This is a genomic window from Brevundimonas sp. (assembly GCF_965278935.1).
GTDB lineage: Bacteria > Pseudomonadota > Alphaproteobacteria > Caulobacterales > Caulobacteraceae > Brevundimonas.
Genome location: NZ_OZ257124.1, coordinates 2647473 through 2663678, shown reverse-complemented (window position 1 = coordinate 2663678; position 16206 = coordinate 2647473). Strand labels below are relative to the sequence as shown.

Sequence of the window (16206 nt, the reverse complement as noted above, 5' to 3'; positions counted from 1 at the left end):
ACCTGAGTTTCCCGGTCGGGGTGGGGCGTTTGCGCGCGGGTATCAATGCAGTGACGGCGGCCCTGGTCGTCGGGGTCCTGATCGGTCTGGCGCTGACGCCGGATGGTCGCGGCTGGCTGCGTCGTCCGACCCTGATGCTGGGCGGAGCGGCGAACGCCTCCGCCAGCCCTCCGCCGACAACGGTATCGCCCGCCGCCTTGCCCGCCGCTCCGGCCGCCCCCGCCCCCGTCCTGACGCCCCTGGCCACGCGGGCCGCGAGTGGTCATCTGAGGATCGGGGTGTTCGGGGATTCCATGGCCGACGGCCTGTGGACGGGCCTCTATCGCGAGATGCGCGACCAGCCGGGCGTGACGGTGACCAAGTTCAGCGAGGTCTCGACGGGGCTGAGCCGCTACGACTACGTCGACATCCAGGCCAAGACGGCGCGGCAGATCGCCGAACAGCCGGTCGATGTGGCGGTGATCCTGTTCGGCACCAACGACGCCCAGGGCATCAGCATTGACGGCGAGATCCACGATTTCGGCACCGACGGCTGGAAGGCCGCCTACGCCAAGCGGGTCGATGACCTTGTGGCCATGCTGCGGAGCCAGAACGTCGCCGTCTACTGGGTCGGGTTGCCGACGATGAAGCGCGCCAGCTTCGACGCCAGGATGACGCTGATCAACCAGGTCGTGTCGGCCCGTATGCAGGCTCTGGGCGTGCCCTGGCTTGAGACCGAGAGCATCACCCGGAACGACGAGGGCGAATACGACGCCTACCTGCCCGAAACAGGCACGGGACGTCGGCGGCTGATGCGGGCCAACGACGGGATCCACATGTCGATGGCCGGGTATCTGCGGATCACCGAGCCGGTGGCCGCGCGGCTGAAGCGGGATGCGGGGCTGACCGGTCCGGTCGCAGAACCGGCGGCGTGATCCGGGCGATCGCCTTCGTCCTTGGACTGGCGCTGGCGGGATCGGCCGCGGCTCAGGAACGCCCCTATGTGGCGGTCGCCGGTCCGGAGCGCGGCGAGAGCGTCTGTCCCGGAGGGATCTGTCAGGTCGAGGCTCTGACGCCGGTGTTCCAACGGTTCCTCGAGATCGAACGGGGGCCGGGCGGGCTGGTCCACATTCTTCAGCTGGGCGACAGCCACACCGCCGGAGACCGGATCACCGGAAAACTGAGAGCGGATCTGCAGGCGCGGTTCGGTTCGGCGGGGCGCGGCGTCCTCCCGGCGGGCGTGCCCTACGAAGGCTATGCGCCCATGGGGGTGCAGGTCACGGCGACAGACTGGAGCACCTCTCCGGCCCCGCTGGTCGCGCGCGACGGCGTGCCGATCGGGGTGGCGGGACTGGCCGGCATTCTCAGACCGACCTTCGGGCCGCGCCCGGTCCTGACGCTGGCGCTCGAGCCCGGCGCGGCGCCGTCGTCTCTGAAGCTCTGTGGTCGGGAGGGACCGGTCGGCGGGGACTTCGACATCACAGTGCAGGGGCAATGGATCCCCATGCTCATGACCCAGACCATGAACATCCCGGACGAGCGGCTGACGGGAGGGATGGGATGTCTGGGCCGGTTGCTTCCGGATGGAACGACGACGATCGAACTTCGCCCCCACGGGGCGAACGCCGAGCCCTACAGCCTGATGCTCGAGGCGCGGTCGGGGGTGATGGTTTCGGCGCTTGGCGTCGTCGGCTCCACCTTGCGCGATCTTGCGGCCCGGGACGACGGGCTGGCGAGGGCGGAACTGGCGATCTGGCGGCCGACACTCATCGTTCTGGCTTATGGCGTGAACGAGGGGTTCGACGACGTCCTCGACGGCCGCGCCTACGAAACCTTGTTGCGGGAACAGATCGGCCGGTTCCGGCGACTGCGCCCGGAGGCCGCCCTGATGATCCTCGGAGCGCCCGACGCCGTTAGAAGCGGGGCGCACGGGGGGTGCAGCGCCGATGGGCAGCGGGCGCCGCCACCCTCTCTGGCGATGGTCCGGGACGTGCAGCGCCGGGTCGCCGCCGATCTGGGCGTCGCGTTCTGGGACTGGCAGGGTCGAATGGGGGGAGCGTGTTCGTCCGACCGGCTCGCCCTGCGAGACGAGCCCTACATGCGGGGCGACCGCGTGCACTTCACCAGCATCGGTGCGGACTGGATCGGCGGTCTTCTGTCGGCCGACCTGATGGCCGCCTACGAGGCCTGGAAGCGGGGCGGACGCTAGATGCTGTTCCCGACGCTGGCGTTCGGCGTGTTCTTCCTGTTCGTCTATTTCACCGCCTGGTCGCTGGACCGCGAGAACGGGCGGCGAAAGCTGTTCCTGCTGCTGGCCAGCTGGTTCTTCTACGCCCAGTGGGACTGGCGGTTCGTCGGCCTGCTGATCGCCTCGGCCATCCTGAACTGGGGCGTGGCGGTGCTGATCGCGCGCTCCGACGAAGATGGGCGACGAAAGTGGCTGGTCGGCCTGGGCGTCGCCTGCAACCTGCTGATCCTGGGCTTCTTCAAATACTACGGCTTCTTCGTCGAACAGGCGGGCGACCTGCTGACCCGGTTCGGGTGGGAGCGAGACCTGCCGCTGCTGCAGATCGTGCTGCCGGTCGGGATTTCCTTCTTCACCTTCCAGGGCATCAGCTACGTCGTCGACGTGCATCGCGGGAAGACGCCGGTGGCGAAGTCGCTGCTCGACGTCATGCTGCTGATGAGCTTCTTCCCGCATCTGGTGGCTGGGCCGATCGTGCGGGCGTCAGACCTGTTGCCGCAGTTCGACCGGGCGCCGCGGTTGACGCGGGAGATGGCGACCCACGGCCTGCTGCTGATCTGCTGGGGGCTGTTCAAGAAGACGGTGATCGCGTCGGAGCTGTCGGTGCGGCTGGTCGATCCCGTCTTCTTCGACCCGTCGTCCTACGGGACGCTGGACCTGATGGCCGCGGTGTATGGCTATGCGGTCCAGATCTATTGCGACTTCTCGGCCTATTCGGACATGGCGATCGGGATCGCGGCCCTGCTCGGCTATTCCTTCCCGCGAAACTTCGACCAGCCGTATCGCGCCTCATCGATGCAGGACTTCTGGCGGCGCTGGCACATCAGCCTGTCGAGCTGGCTGCGCGACTACCTCTATGTGCCGTTGGGCGGCGGCAAGAAGGGGTTGATCCGGTCGTGCCTGAACGTCTTCATCACCATGCTGCTGGGCGGGCTGTGGCACGGCGCGGCCTGGACCTTCGTGGCGTGGGGCGCGCTGCATGGCGGGGTGCAGGTGGTCGAGCGGTTGGGTCGCGCATTCTTGTCGAGCTATCGCCCTGAGGGCTACTTGAGCGCGGCGATCGGAGACCGCAAAGGCCCGCCGGCCTGGCTGGGCGTCCTGGTCACCTTCCATATCGTCTGTCTGGGCTGGATCCTGTTCCGGGCCGAGACCTTCCCGATGGCCATGGAGGTGCTGACGGGTCTGGGCCGGTTCGAGCCGGCCACTGTGGTGACACCGTTCCTGCTGACCCTGATCGTCGGCGGTCTGGCCATGCACTGGCTGCCGCCGCGCGCGATTGAGGGTATCTCGACCTGGCTGAAGCCGGCGCCGTCCCTGACGATGGGATTGCTCGTCGGCGCCGCCATCCTTCTGGTCGAGGCGGTGCGCCCGGACGGCGTGGCCCCCTTCATCTATTTCCAGTTCTGAGGGCGGCCAGATGAGCGACCGTCCCGACGATCCCGAAATCCCGCTGGCGCCGTTCCCGGTGGCGATCCCTGCGAACCCGTTCCCGCCGCTGGAGGGGGAGACGGCGGAGCCCTATCTGGACGATCCGGTCGAGGACGCGACGCAGGACCCGCCTTCGGACTGGATCGAGACGGCCGACGCGCATGACCTGCCGACGGCGCCGCAACCGGTCAATGCGTTGCTGGCGCTGGGCCGGTTCGCCTTCCCGCCGGGAGAGCCGCCGGATGAGGAGGGCGTCGCCGCGCGCGACCGCCGCTGGACCAGCCGCATCATCGTGCTGGCGACCGTCTTCCTGCTGATCTTCAACGCTGCCTCGATCCAGAACTGGTCGCGACAGCAGGCGCCGGGCTGGGTGACGACGACGGTGCGGCGCCTGGCCGATGTCTGGGCCGAGCAGCTCGCGCAGCTCGGCGCGGATCAGCCGAGGCAGGCGGTCCGCGAGGGCTACGAGGCTTCGCGAGACGCGGATTGGGCGGGGACGCCGAAGCGCTAGAGGAAGCCGAGACCTCGGGTGACCATGTTCCTGAGGTTCGGGAAGATCAGATCGAGATTGGTTTCCGACACCCCCATCCAGCGGCCGAAGGTGGCGGCGTACTGATCCACCGAGGTGGTCGGGATGAAGTAGGACGAGGTCATGTCCGGGTTGCGGAAGGTCGAGCCTTGATCCATGCCAACGGTCGGGAACTGGCCGTAGATGTCGCCGCCCTTTACCGAGCCGCCCATGACCAGATGGTGGCCGCCCCAGGCGTGATCGGTGCCGTCCCCGTTGGTGTTGAAGGTCCGCGAAAAGTCCGAGGCGGTGAAGGTCGTCACGGCCTCACGCATGTTCACGCCGCCGATGTTGCCGAGCGCTTCGTCGAAATAGGCGAGGGCCGAGGCCACCTTCGACAGGTTGTTGGGCTGGGCCGTGTTCTGGACGTCGTGGCTGTCCCAGCCGCCGAGGCTGACGAAGAAGACCTGACGCTTGACGCCCAGGGTCGGGGCGGCGGCGATCATCCGGGCGACGGTCTGGAGCTGGACCGCCAGCGAGTTGGTCTCGGTCGCCCCGCTGATCGGGTTGCGATAGGCGGGCGCGGCCATGACGCCGGTCACGGCGGAGGAGGCGAAGGTGGTGTTCAGGGACGTCGCCGCGCCGATGGACCGATCGGTGGTCGTGGCGTAGTCGGCGGCGAACAGGCTGGCGGCCGACGTATCCCGGATCACCTCGCGCACGCGGCCGGGCGCGACGGTGGAGCCGAACAGGCTGGTTCCCGACTGGCCGTTGATCAGGACGGCCGGCTGGGCCCCCGTACTCATCTGGTACTGGACGACGTCGTTGCCGGACAGGAAGACGGCGTTGCCCGCGGTGGACACGGCGGTGAACAGGGCGTTCGTGCCGTTCATGCCCGTGAGGAGGTCGCTGAACGCACCGCCCCAGCCCAGTTGCGCGCCCTCGGTCCGGCCGGCCTGCCAGGTGGACTGCTGGTCGTTGTGCGAGAAGAGGTTGGTCGGCAGGCTGACGCTGCGCGCCTCGTACTGGGCGCGGGTGACCGGGCGGACCAGGGTGCCGATGTTGGCGACGACGGCCAGGCGACCGGCGTCGAACAGGGTCTTGGCCGGGCCCATGAACGGATGCAGGCCGAAGGTCCGGCTCGAGGCGTTGGTGCCTGCGGGGACTGCCTGGATCGTGCGCGGAACGATGGGCAGGACGCCGCCCCAGGCCTCGGGCCTCGCGGCGGCGGAGACCCGTCCGGTCAGGGTGTTGGTCGCGCCGATCGGCGTCGGAGCCATGCCTGCCGGCATCAGGGCGATAGGATCGGCGCCCGTGTTGCGGGTCGCGAAATAGCGACCCCAGGAATCCTGGTCCGTCGCCAGCACCATGTTGTTCGCGTCGTTGCCGCCGAACAGGAAGACACAGACCAGGGCCTTGTAGTCCGGTGCGCTCTGGCTGACGGCGGCCCCGGCGGCGGCGAGCTGGGCCGCGAAGGGGGCCGCGGCGCCGAGGATGGAGAGACCGCCGCCGACGCGCAGCAGCTGCCGGCGGGTGTGGATTCCGTGGCTCATCGCTGCACCAGATATTCGGGGGAGACCATCGTCATGTAGATGGCCAGTTTGGCCCGGTTGAGCTTCGCCGTGGCGATGGTCGCCGCATTGTTCGCCGTCGGTGCCGGGATGACGATGCTGTTGACGCTCTCGATGATACGGCTGCGGAGCGCGGGGCTCATCTGACCGTACAGCAGCATCCGATCCATGCGGTCGACCAGGGTGTTGGCGTCCGCGGCGATGGCGACTTCGTTCACATAGGCCGAGCGGACGTCGGATCCGGAGCCGATCCCCGTGCCGATCGCGGTCTGCATGGTGTTGGCGTAACCCGCGACCGTGACCTCGTCGACAATCTGGAACTCCGGTGCGGTCAGACTCTGGGCGCCCAGACGGGTGTTGGGCGGGATGTAGCCGGGCCGGTAGAAGTTGAACACCGAGGGCGAGGTCAGCGGCGACTGTCCCAGGGAGGTGTTGGCGCTGGTCGAGGTGATCAGATAACCGCCGCTGACCGAGGTCGCCCCGAAGGCGCGGATCCAGTTGGTCAGGCGGATGATCGGCTCGCGCACCTTGCCGTAGCCCGGCGTCGAGGCGAGCGACGCGTTGCGCGCCTCCGGATCCATCAGGATCGCCTTGGTCACGGCCCGAAGGTCACCGCGCACGCCCGCGCCGTTGTTGCTGAATACGGCCGAGCAGCGCCCGACATAGGCCGGCGTCGGATTGGAAGTGACCAGCCGCTGGATCAGGCGCTGACACATGAACGGCGGCACGTTCGGATGGTTGAAGATGGTGTCGAGCGCGGTCGTCAGGTCATTCGCACTGGCGGCGCCGGCCGGGATCGTCGTCCCGAGGAAGGTCTTGGCCGTGACCGAGTGATAATTCGCGTAGAAGATCATCGGCCGCACATAGGCGTCGACGTTGCGCGAACCGCCGAAGAAGGTCGTGTTGGTCGGGGTCGGGCTGTAATAGCTGTAGCCCGTGAACACCTTGGCCAGGTTCGAGATGTCGTCCGAGGTATAGGTCGGGATCGTCGCCCCGGCGCCATCCCGACGCAGGGTTCCATCGGCGTTCAGCTGGTAGGTGCCGATCGACATCAGCTGGAGGACTTCGCGGGCGAAGTTTTCGTCAGGCTTGCGACCCGAGGCCGTGTCTTCCTTCTGGTTCGCCAGATGGGTCAGGTAGCGGCCCATCATCGGGTGCAGGGCGACCTGCTCCAGCAGGGTGCGGTAGTTGCCGAAGGCGTTGGTCCCGAGCATGTCGTAGTAGGAGGCCGCGCCGCGCGTATCGACTGCGGAGTCCACCAGAGAGATGACGAAGATCTCCGACAGAGCCAGTTTCATCCGCTCGCGCAACTGGGCCCGGCCGGTGGAGGCGTAGAGCCAGTAGCTTTCGTAGAACTGGTTCGCGCTGAGACTCGCCGACGGGTTGGTCAGCAGCATCTGGGCCAGACGGTTGTCGACATAGGCCAGATGCGACGACGAAACCGCGTTGAACTCGCCGTCCAGCCAGGCGTCATAGCCCTTGGCCGTGACGGTCTTGATGTCGTTGTCGGTCGGTCCGAATGTCGCCTGGGTCAGGAAACGCGCGGCGGCGGCGGCATTCTCGGGGTTGTTCTCGACCGGGGTCGTGCTTTCGCGGGTATCGCCGAAGATGGCGAACGCGCCGCCGTCGCCGCAGGATGTCAGCCCGACCAAAAGCAGGGCCGACAGTGCGCAGGCGCGAAGGGTCTTCATCATGAAATCAGGCAAGAACGGCCCCCCGACCAGCTTTGCAATACTTCGAGCAGTGCGACGACTGCTGTCGGCCTTACACCGACACGGTGAATTGTTCCCGTATAGCGCCTTCACGTCTTCGTGCACAGCTTTGCAGTTGACAGCGCCTCTCGCCAAAGGCGGGCGCCCTGCCTTACACAGAAGGGAACAAGCATTGGGGGAACTTCGTATGCTGATCCGTGTCGTGCTGAGCGCCGTGATGGCGCTGTCGGTGACCAATACGGGGTGGGCCCAAACCGCAACGCCCGCGATCACGCCGGCCGCTCCGCTGGCGGAGCCGGCCGAGGTCGAGACGCCGAAGTGGGATGTGCAGAATCCGCCGGGACCCGCGCACGACGCCGCCATCGACGTCACCGAAGGCACCTGGATGGCGCTGGACGTCAGCCCGGACGGCCGTGAGATCGTCTTCGACCTGCTCGGCGACATCTACATCATGCCGATCGGCGGCGGAGAGGCGCGGGCCATCGCGTCGGGCGTCGCCTGGGACATGCAGCCGAAATATTCGCCGGACGGGACGAAGATCGCCTTCACCTCCGACCGCGACGGCGGAGACAACATCTGGGTCATGGATCGCGACGGGTCAAACCCGACCCAAGTCTCCGACGAGAGCTTCCGCCTTCTGAACTCGCCCGACTGGTCGCCGGACGGCGAGTTCATCGTGGCGAGGAAACACTTCACCTCGGCGCGCTCCTTGGGAGCAGGCGAAATGTGGATGTATCACCGCTCGGGCGGCGGCGGCGTGCAGCTGACCACGCGCCGGACACAGCAGAAGGATAGTGGCGAGCCTGCCTTCTCGCCGGACGGCCGCTATCTGTATTTCTCCGACGACAACACGCCGGGCGAGACCTTCCAGTATTCCAAGGACGTCAACGGCGAAATCTATGTGATCCAGCGCCTGGACCGCGAGACGGGCGAGGTCGAGGAATTCCTCGGCGGGCCTGGCGGCTCGATCCGGCCGACGCCGTCGCCCGACGGCAAGTCGTTGGCCTTCGTTCGTCGCGTTCGGTACCAGTCGACCCTGTTCGTCATGGACATCGAGAGCGGGCGCGAGACGGCGATCTACTCCGGTCTCGACCGCGACATGCAGGAGACCTGGGCCATTCACGGCGTCTATCCGGCGATGAGCTGGACGCCCGACAACTCGGCCATCGTCTTCTGGGCCGGCGGCAAGATCCGCCGCATCGATGTCGCCTCGCGGGAGGTCGCGGACATCCCGTTCCACGTCGCCGACACGCGTCGGGTCGAGGAGGCCGTGCGCTTCCCGGTCGATGTGGCGCCCGACACCTTCGACGTGAAGATGATCCGCTGGGCGCGGACGTCGCCGGACGGGTCGCGGGTCGTCTATGAGGCGCTCGGCAATCTGTGGATCAAGGACCTGCCCAACGGGACGCCGCGTCGCCTGACGCGCCAGACTGATCATTTCGAGCTCTATCCCAACTGGTCGCGGGACGGCCGGTCGATCGTCTACACCACCTGGGACGACCAGGATCTGGGGACCGTCCGGGTGATCCCGGCGGGCGGCGGCGAGGGGCGGGTCGTGACGACCAACCCCGGCCACTACATCGAGCCGACCTTCTCTCCGGACGGGCGGACCATCGTCTATCGCACCGTGGCGGACGGCACCCTGACCTCGGGGCTGTGGAGCCGCGAGCCGGGCATCTACCGCATTCCGGCGGCAGGCGGCGAGGCGACCTTCGTCACCGACGACGGCACGGCGCCCCAGTTCGGGGCCTCGAACGACCGCATCTATTTCACCGGCCGGGTCGACCGGAACTCCGCTTTGAAGTCGGTCGATCTGAACGGCCACGACGAGCGGGTTCACCTGACCTCGGAATGGGCGGCGGACTATGTGCTGTCGCCGGACGAGCACTGGATCGCCTGGACAGAGCGCTTCAACGCCTTCGTGGCGTCGTTCACGCGGACCGGGCGGCCGGTGACCCTGTCGTCCGACGGCAAGGCCCTGCCGCAGACGCGGTTTACGCGCGACGCAGGCGACTGGCTGACCTGGTCAGGCGACTCGAGCAGCCTGAGCTGGTCCTTGGGACCGCAGCTGTTCAGCCGCGACCTGAACCAGGGCTTCGCCTTCGTCGAGGGCGCACCGTCCGAACTACCCAAGCCGCCGGAAACGGGGATCAACCTCGGCTTCCAGCAGGCCGCCGACCGTCCCGAGGGACGTCTGGCCCTGACCGGCGCGCGCATCGTCACCATGAACGGCGACCGCGTCATCGAGGACGGGGTCATCGTCACCAACGGCAACCGGATCGAGGCGATCGGTCCGCGCAGCGAGGTCACGGTTCCGGCCGGCGCCGTCGTCGTGGACGTCGCCGGAAAGACCATCATCCCCGGCATCGTCGACGCCCACTGGCACGGCTCCATGGGGTCGGACGAGATCATCCCGCAGCAGAGCTGGGTCGATTACGCCGCGCTGGCCTTCGGCGTGACCACGATTCACGATCCGTCGAACGACACGTCGGAGATCTTCGCCCACTCGGAACTGGCCCGCGCCGGTCGCGTGGTGGCGCCGCGCATCTTCTCCACCGGGACGATCCTGTACGGAGCGGCGACCCCGTTCACGGCGGTGGTCAACGATCTGGACGACGCCCTGTCGGTGCTGAGGCGTCAGCAGGCGGTCGGGGCCTGGAGCGTCAAGAGCTACAACCAGCCGCGCCGCGACCAGCGCCAGCAGATCATCGAGGCCGCGCGCCAGCTGCACATGAACGTCGTGCCGGAGGGTGGGTCCCTCTATCAGCACAACATGACGATGATCGTGGACGGCCATACCACGGTCGAGCACTCGATCCCGGTGGCCCGGATGTACGACGACGTTCACGACCTGTGGCGTCAATCGGACACGGCCTACAATCCGACCCTGGTGGTGGCCTACGGCGGGTCGTCGGGCGAAAACTACTGGTACCAGGAGAGCGAGGTCTGGAACCATCCGATCCTGACCCAGTATGTCCCGCGCCGCCTGCTGGACGCCCGCGCGCGTCGCCCGGTGACCCAGCCGGCCAACGAGTGGAACCACATCCAGATCGCCGAACAGGCCAAGGCGCTGAACGACCTCGGCGTCGTCGTCGAGATCGGCGCCCACGGCCAGCGCGAAGGTCTGGGCGCCCACTGGGAAATGTGGATGCTGCAACAGGGTGGTTTCACGCCGATGGAGGCGCTGAGGGCCGCGACGCTGAACGGCGCCCGGGCGCTGGGGCTCGATCGTGACGTCGGTTCGCTGGAGGTCGGCAAGCTGGCCGATCTGGTGGTGCTGGACTCCAATCCGCTGGAGAACATCCGCAACACGACCTCGATCCGCTATACCCTGGCCAACGGCCGCCTCTACGACACTCACATGGATGAGGTCGGCCTGCGTCAGCGTCCGAGGGCTCCCTTCTGGTTCGAGAACGAGAGCGACCAGGGCTTCGCCGTCGGCGCCACCGACGCCGAAGGCCACGGGCACGGCGGGGATTGAGGCGGACAAACCCCGGCTCATGTCAGGCACGATCGTGCGTCCTGCGGCAGCCTCTGGCCTCCGCCGCGCGCGGATCGGGCTGAGCGAGGGGGAACCGTCGGCGATGGCTGGGCTTTCCGTCCTGCTGACTGAGCGCGCCGACGGAGACCGCCATGCCCCGATACTTCTTTCGCCTCAGCAACGGCGATGTCGTGAGGGACGAGGATGGGGAAGAGTTGGCCGACAATGACGCGGCGTGTGCGGTCGCGCTTGAAGTGTTCGCCGAGACCATCCCGTCCAAGCGGGACGCGCTGATGGGCGGCGGCGACTACGAGGTGATGGTGACCGACGCCGACGACGGACAGGTCTACAGCGTCACTGCGCAGGGGCGGCGGTTCTGATGGCGACCTTTGGAGGGGATCCGGACGACAACCGCCTGTGGGCGGCGATGGCGGCCGAGGACAAGGCGGCGTTGCGTGCGCACCTGACCCTGCGCCACCTGCCACAAGGCGACGTGGTCACGCGGGCGGGCGACGAGGTGAGGATCGTCTACATGCCGGTCACGGCGGACCTGGCCAATGTCATCCGGTTCGAGGACGGACGCTCCGGGATGGCGACCAATGTGGGTCGCGAAGGGGTGACGGGGCTGGCGGCATTCCTGGCCGATGAACCCTGCGGCTGGGACGTCGAGGTTCAGATTGCTGGCGACGCCTGGGCGCTGCCGGCCGATGCGCTGCGGCGGCGCGTGCTGGAGAGCCCCCTGCTGTTGCGGGTGCTGATGCGGCTGACGCACAACAACCAGGTCGAAGCCGCGCAGAACGCGGTCTGCAACGCCGTGCATACGGTGACGCCGCGACTGGCGCGGTGGCTGCTGACCATTCAGGACAGGACGGGCAGCGATTCCTTCCAACTGACGCAGGACGACCTGGCAACGACCATGAGCGTGCGTCGGACGACCGTGAACGCGTCCTGGCAGGAACTGGGCAAGCTCGGCGGCATCAAGGCCTCGCGCGGCGTCGTGAGAATCGCCAGCCGCGACGTCCTCGAGCACGCCGCCTGCGAATGTTACGGCGCGCTGAGGCGGCGGACGGTGGCGGTCGACTAGAGGTAGGGGCCCCACATGAAGGCGACGGTGCCGAAGACGCCGAGCGCCGTATAGGCGGCGGCCACCACGACCACGAAAGTGGCGAGGATCTTCAACGCGACGCCGGGACTGCGCCGGGCGGCGAAATACAATTCCAGCACGGCGAGCGGGATCAGGTAGCTGCCGAAGGTCATCACGCTGTCGACGGGACCGCTCATGTCGGCGGTGAGGCCGGCCGGGCCCCGGTTGAGGACGACCCAGCCCATCAGGCCGACACGCAGGAACCAGACGCCGCTCACAACCATGAAAGTGCGCATGGCCCACGTCCGGTGCTGTTCGAACCGGCGCCCGACGGCGGCGCGCCAGGCGAGGGCGGCGAAGATCAGGATCAGGGCGGCGTTGCCAAGGATGGCGACGTTGGAGATCGTCGAGAGATAGGTCCCCCTGACGAGGGCCAGCCAGACGCCGCTCAGCGCCATGAAGATCGCGATGACGAGGAAGATCCGGCCGGTCCAGCGGTGGAGGCCGGGCAACCGGCGACGGACGGCGGGGATCAACTGCATCAGTCCGCCCAGCGTCACCACGGCGGCGAGCAGGACGTGGGCGGCAAAGATGATGTTTCCGGCGTCGTCACCGGCGATGTAGCCGTCGATCAGGGGCTTGTCGTTCCAGCCGGCGAAATTCCCGGTCGCGGTGCGCACGCCGTAGTAGGCGACGATGAAGCCGATAAAGGCCGTCTGGCCGACGGCGGCGATCAGGAACCACAGAAGGCCGGCCCAGCGCAGCGCCTTCGCAGCGGCGCCGGTTGCGGGCGAGGGTGGGGCGATAGTCGACATGGGATCTCCCGACGGATCTCGAACTTGAGCTCGTCGGCAGGGATGCGGGGCGGGCGGAGGCGTCGTCTCGCCGATTTGGAATTCGGCCAGAAGTTCTTGTTTCGGGCGCATGGCCCGGTCATGAAACGGGTCCGGGGAGGACGCGATGTCCACGACCACAGGCTCCAGTTCGATCGCCGACCTGGCCCGGTTCAGGCCGCCGGCCCGGCTGCGCGCCTATGCGGCCATCGCGGCGTTCTCCTTCCTCAGCTTCATACTTGCGCGTCTGCTGCACGGTGCGGTGGGGACGGCGTTCCAGGCCATCGGAGTGGGAGCCTGCGGCTGGGCCTGGCTGCTGACCCGGGCCCTGTTCGATCCCGCGCCTCGCGACGCCTGGTGGCCCCGCATCGTGGGGCTGACCGTGGCGGTGAGTGGCGCATTGGCGGTGCTGGCGCCCGAGGGCGGCGTGGCGTCGCGGGTGTCCGACAATATCTATGCGATCGCCGGCTCGGCAGCGTTGCTGCTGACCTTCGTCGAGCCGTTCAACCGTTATCGGCGCGACATGCCGGGCGGGGAGAAACGGTTTCGTCTCGCCTTCCTCGGCGTCTACGCCGTGCTGGTCGCGGCCTCCGTCCTGGGCCTGTGGGCGTCGAGCGGCAGTCCGCAGGATGTGCTGCGCGACGACCTGATCAAGGGCGGCTCGGCCGTCGTGGGGCTGGGCGCGGCGATGGCGGCGGTCTGGTTCCGCCTGCGCCATCCGCAGACAGAGCCGGCGCAGGTGCGTCGTGCCGCAACGGCCGAGGACGTGCGTCTGGCCGAGCGACTGATGCGGCTGCTCAGGGATGAGGCGATCGACAGCGATCCCGACCTGAGGATCGGCGACGTCGCCGCGCGGCTGGGCGAGCCGGAGTACCGCGTGTCGCAATGTATCGGCGCGGCGACGGGGTTCCCGAACTTCAACCGGCTGATCAACCATCACAGGGTCGAGCGGGCGAAGGCGCGGCTGGCCGATGTCGAGGACGACGCCTCGATCCTTCAGATCGCCTTCGACTGCGGGTTCGGGTCGGTCGGGCCGTTCAATCGGGCTTTCAAGGATCAGGTCGGACAAACGCCCCGCGCCTATCGATCCGCGCGCCGCGACTCTGTCGTGATCTGAAAGGGGACGATGGTGGGTGATTCAGGGTTCGAACCCCCTGACCGGCGGATGGAGGGTGAACTCGAACCCAATGAACAGAACCCTGTCGACCACACCCACGATGCTCATGCCGAACAAGGCCGGGCCGTCGGCCGTGCTGCGCGAATGCGTCGCCTCCGTCGTCGCGCTGAAAAAGACATGGATCGTCGGCGAGGCCACGAACGGCGCGGAGGCGATCACGGCCGAGCAGCGTGGACTTCGGCCGATGCCGGGATCTGCCTAACGGCGGCAAGGCCCGTCAGGCTCAGAACCAGGGTTGCCACCCGAGTTTCACAGGTCTCCGAAACTTTTTCCGTCGAACACGAAATGCCCGCTTGACCCAAACGTCGGCCCCGCCTAAATCCCCGCCTCCGCCGGCCACCGGCGTTAAACAGTGAGCCCCGGCCGAGCCGGTACGGTCTTTGACATTGTAGATTTGGAAAGAGAAACGCAGGCGGCGGTGTCCTAGCGATGGCCAGTGATGGTCATTACGACGATACTGACACTCTGCGGTCTTTTTGAAAGATACAACCATGTCGGTTGGCCTTCGGGTCGATCGAAGTGGTTCTCGTCAAGAATACGTAGAACTTATGCCAACCGGTTTACGGACCGGGGATGCTTAGGTCAGATAGTCAACTCAACCTGAGAGTTTGATCCTGGCTCAGAGCGAACGCTGGCGGCAGGCCTAACACATGCAAGTCGAACGGACCTTTCGGGGTTAGTGGCGGACGGGTGAGTAACACGTGGGAACGTGCCTTTTGGTTCGGAATAGCTCCTGGAAACGGGTGGTAATGCCGAATGTGCCCTTCGGGGGAAAGATTTATCGCCATTAGAGCGGCCCGCGTCTGATTAGCTAGTTGGTGAGGTAAAGGCTCACCAAGGCTACGATCAGTAGCTGGTCTGAGAGGATGACCAGCCACATTGGGACTGAGACACGGCCCAAACTCCTACGGGAGGCAGCAGTGGGGAATCTTGCGCAATGGGCGAAAGCCTGACGCAGCCATGCCGCGTGAATGATGAAGGTCTTAGGATTGTAAAATTCTTTCACCGGGGACGATAATGACGGTACCCGGAGAAGAAGCCCCGGCTAACTTCGTGCCAGCAGCCGCGGTAATACGAAGGGGGCTAGCGTTGCTCGGAATTACTGGGCGTAAAGGGAGCGTAGGCGGACATTTAAGTCAGGGGTGAAATCCCAGAGCTCAACTCTGGAACTGCCTTTGATACTGGATGTCTTGAGTGTGAGAGAGGTATGTGGAACTCCGAGTGTAGAGGTGAAATTCGTAGATATTCGGAAGAACACCAGTGGCGAAGGCGACATACTGGCTCATTACTGACGCTGAGGCTCGAAAGCGTGGGGAGCAAACAGGATTAGATACCCTGGTAGTCCACGCCGTAAACGATGATTGCTAGTTGTCGGGATGTTTACATCTCGGTGACGCAGCTAACGCATTAAGCAATCCGCCTGGGGAGTACGGTCGCAAGATTAAAACTCAAAGGAATTGACGGGGGCCCGCACAAGCGGTGGAGCATGTGGTTTAATTCGAAGCAACGCGCAGAACCTTACCACCTTTTGACATGCCTGGACCGCCAGAGAGATCTGGCTTTCTCTTCGGAGACTAGGACACAGGTGCTGCATGGCTGTCGTCAGCTCGTGTCGTGAGATGTTGGGTTAAGTCCCGCAACGAGCGCAACCCTCGCCATTAGTTGCCATCATTTAGTTGGGAACTCTAATGGGACTGCCGGTGCTAAGCCGGAGGAAGGTGGGGATGACGTCAAGTCCTCATGGCCCTTACAGGGTGGGCTACACACGTGCTACAATGGCGACTACAGAGGGTTAATCCTTAAAAGTCGTCTCAGTTCGGATTGTCCTCTGCAACTCGAGGGCATGAAGTTGGAATCGCTAGTAATCGCGGATCAGCATGCCGCGGTGAATACGTTCCCGGGCCTTGTACACACCGCCCGTCACACCATGGGAGTTGGTTCTACCCGAAGGCGATGCGCTAACCGCAAGGAGGCAGTCGACCACGGTAGGGTCAGCGACTGGGGTGAAGTCGTAACAAGGTAGCCGTAGGGGAACCTGCGGCTGGATCACCTCCTTTCTAAGGATGCGTCTCCAGTGAAGCTCTCACGAGGTTCATTATTGACGCTCCAATAAACTGCGGGATGCCGCCGTCTCCGTTTCTCTTTCCTATTTCATGCCTCGCGGCGTCAGACATTCGGTCTGATCTTG

The 16206-nt window shown here is 66.1% G+C and carries 12 protein-coding genes and 1 rRNA gene; 10 read left to right on the top strand and 3 right to left on the bottom strand.

What is annotated here, in order from left to right:
- Positions 1–29 precede the first annotated feature (29 nt).
- Genes ACQY68_RS13275 through ACQY68_RS13260 form a run of 4 tightly spaced genes read left to right on the top strand, consistent with a single transcriptional unit; the run spans position 30 to position 4163 of the window.
- Entirely contained in the window at positions 30–914 is an 885-nt protein-coding gene (locus tag ACQY68_RS13275; protein ID WP_428149944.1) for an SGNH/GDSL hydrolase family protein, read from the top strand.
- Positions 911–2188, top strand: a complete 1278-nt coding sequence (locus ACQY68_RS13270; protein WP_428149942.1) for a GDSL-type esterase/lipase family protein — start codon at positions 911–913, stop codon at positions 2186–2188. Before ACQY68_RS13275 ends, ACQY68_RS13270 begins: the two co-directional genes overlap by 4 nt.
- Positions 2189–3631 carry an MBOAT family O-acyltransferase gene (locus ACQY68_RS13265; protein ID WP_428149940.1) on the top strand — a complete coding sequence of 481 codons (1443 nt, stop codon included), beginning with the start codon at positions 2189–2191 and terminating at the stop codon, positions 3629–3631.
- Positions 3632–3641: 10 nt separating this feature from the next.
- Complete coding sequence (locus ACQY68_RS13260) at positions 3642–4163, top strand: hypothetical protein (protein ID WP_428149939.1); 522 nt, start codon at positions 3642–3644, stop codon at positions 4161–4163.
- On the opposite strand, the gene ACQY68_RS13255 is transcribed toward ACQY68_RS13260, so the two are convergent.
- Together ACQY68_RS13255 and ACQY68_RS13250 are read right to left on the bottom strand one after the other, a co-directional pair.
- On the bottom strand, positions 4160–5713 hold the full coding sequence (locus ACQY68_RS13255) for a DUF1501 domain-containing protein (protein WP_428149937.1): 1554 nt from the start codon (positions 5711–5713) through the stop codon (positions 4160–4162). The genes ACQY68_RS13260 and ACQY68_RS13255 overlap by 4 nt on opposite strands.
- On the bottom strand, positions 5710–7422 hold the full coding sequence (locus ACQY68_RS13250; RefSeq protein WP_428149936.1) for a DUF1800 domain-containing protein: 1713 nt from the start codon (positions 7420–7422) through the stop codon (positions 5710–5712). Before ACQY68_RS13250 ends, ACQY68_RS13255 begins: the two co-directional genes overlap by 4 nt.
- 208 nt (positions 7423–7630) lie before the next feature.
- On the opposite strand from ACQY68_RS13250, the gene ACQY68_RS13245 reads away from it, so the two are divergent.
- From ACQY68_RS13245 to ACQY68_RS13235, 3 genes are all read left to right on the top strand, one after another.
- Complete coding sequence (locus ACQY68_RS13245; RefSeq protein WP_428149935.1) at positions 7631–10924, top strand: amidohydrolase family protein; 3294 nt, start codon at positions 7631–7633, stop codon at positions 10922–10924.
- Positions 10925–11076: 152 nt separating this feature from the next.
- A complete protein-coding gene (locus ACQY68_RS13240) occupies positions 11077–11304 on the top strand; it encodes a DUF6894 family protein (RefSeq protein WP_428149933.1) in 228 nt (75 codons plus the stop codon).
- Positions 11304–12008 (top strand): Crp/Fnr family transcriptional regulator, encoded by a 705-nt coding sequence (locus ACQY68_RS13235; RefSeq protein WP_428149931.1) that lies wholly within the window; start codon positions 11304–11306, stop codon positions 12006–12008. Before ACQY68_RS13240 ends, ACQY68_RS13235 begins: the two co-directional genes overlap by 1 nt.
- On the opposite strand, the gene ACQY68_RS13230 is transcribed toward ACQY68_RS13235, so the two are convergent.
- Complete coding sequence (locus ACQY68_RS13230) at positions 12005–12823, bottom strand: DUF2306 domain-containing protein (RefSeq protein ID WP_428149930.1); 819 nt, start codon at positions 12821–12823, stop codon at positions 12005–12007. The two genes, ACQY68_RS13235 and ACQY68_RS13230, sit on opposite strands and share 4 nt — an antisense overlap.
- 145 nt (positions 12824–12968) lie before the next feature.
- On the opposite strand from ACQY68_RS13230, the gene ACQY68_RS13225 reads away from it, so the two are divergent.
- The 3 genes from ACQY68_RS13225 to ACQY68_RS13215 all read left to right on the top strand — a co-directional run bounded on the left by ACQY68_RS13225 (position 12969) and on the right by ACQY68_RS13215 (position 16075).
- Positions 12969–13958: a helix-turn-helix domain-containing protein gene (locus tag ACQY68_RS13225; protein ID WP_428149929.1), complete on the top strand. Its 990-nt coding sequence runs from the start codon at positions 12969–12971 to the stop codon at positions 13956–13958.
- A gap of 70 nt (positions 13959–14028) precedes the next feature.
- The gene (locus ACQY68_RS13220) at positions 14029–14220 is read left to right on the top strand and encodes a hypothetical protein (protein WP_428149927.1); all 192 of its coding nucleotides are present in this window, start codon (positions 14029–14031) and stop codon (positions 14218–14220) included.
- Positions 14221–14614: 394 nt separating this feature from the next.
- Positions 14615–16075: ribosomal RNA gene (locus ACQY68_RS13215) — 16S ribosomal RNA — on the top strand.
- Positions 16076–16206 lie beyond the last annotated feature (131 nt).

What these genes read in the sequence shown, in the direction of transcription:
- ACQY68_RS13265 (WP_428149940.1), top strand. Translation starts at nt 2,189, where the DNA reads ATGCTGTTCCCGACGCTGGCGTTCGGCGTGTTCTTCCTGTTCGTCTAT.
- ACQY68_RS13260 (WP_428149939.1), top strand. Translation starts at nt 3,642, where the DNA reads ATGAGCGACCGTCCCGACGATCCCGAAATCCCGCTGGCGCCGTTCCCG.
- ACQY68_RS13255 (WP_428149937.1), bottom strand. Translation starts at nt 5,713, where the DNA reads ATGAGCCACGGAATCCACACCCGCCGGCAGCTGCTGCGCGTCGGCGGC.
- ACQY68_RS13250 (WP_428149936.1), bottom strand. Translation starts at nt 7,422, where the DNA reads ATGAAGACCCTTCGCGCCTGCGCACTGTCGGCCCTGCTTTTGGTCGGG.
- ACQY68_RS13245 (WP_428149935.1), top strand. Translation starts at nt 7,631, where the DNA reads ATGCTGATCCGTGTCGTGCTGAGCGCCGTGATGGCGCTGTCGGTGACC.
- ACQY68_RS13240 (WP_428149933.1), top strand. Translation starts at nt 11,077, where the DNA reads ATGCCCCGATACTTCTTTCGCCTCAGCAACGGCGATGTCGTGAGGGAC.
- ACQY68_RS13235 (WP_428149931.1), top strand. Translation starts at nt 11,304, where the DNA reads ATGGCGACCTTTGGAGGGGATCCGGACGACAACCGCCTGTGGGCGGCG.
- ACQY68_RS13230 (WP_428149930.1), bottom strand. Translation starts at nt 12,823, where the DNA reads ATGTCGACTATCGCCCCACCCTCGCCCGCAACCGGCGCCGCTGCGAAG.
- ACQY68_RS13225 (WP_428149929.1), top strand. Translation starts at nt 12,969, where the DNA reads ATGTCCACGACCACAGGCTCCAGTTCGATCGCCGACCTGGCCCGGTTC.
- ACQY68_RS13220 (WP_428149927.1), top strand. Translation starts at nt 14,029, where the DNA reads ATGAACAGAACCCTGTCGACCACACCCACGATGCTCATGCCGAACAAG.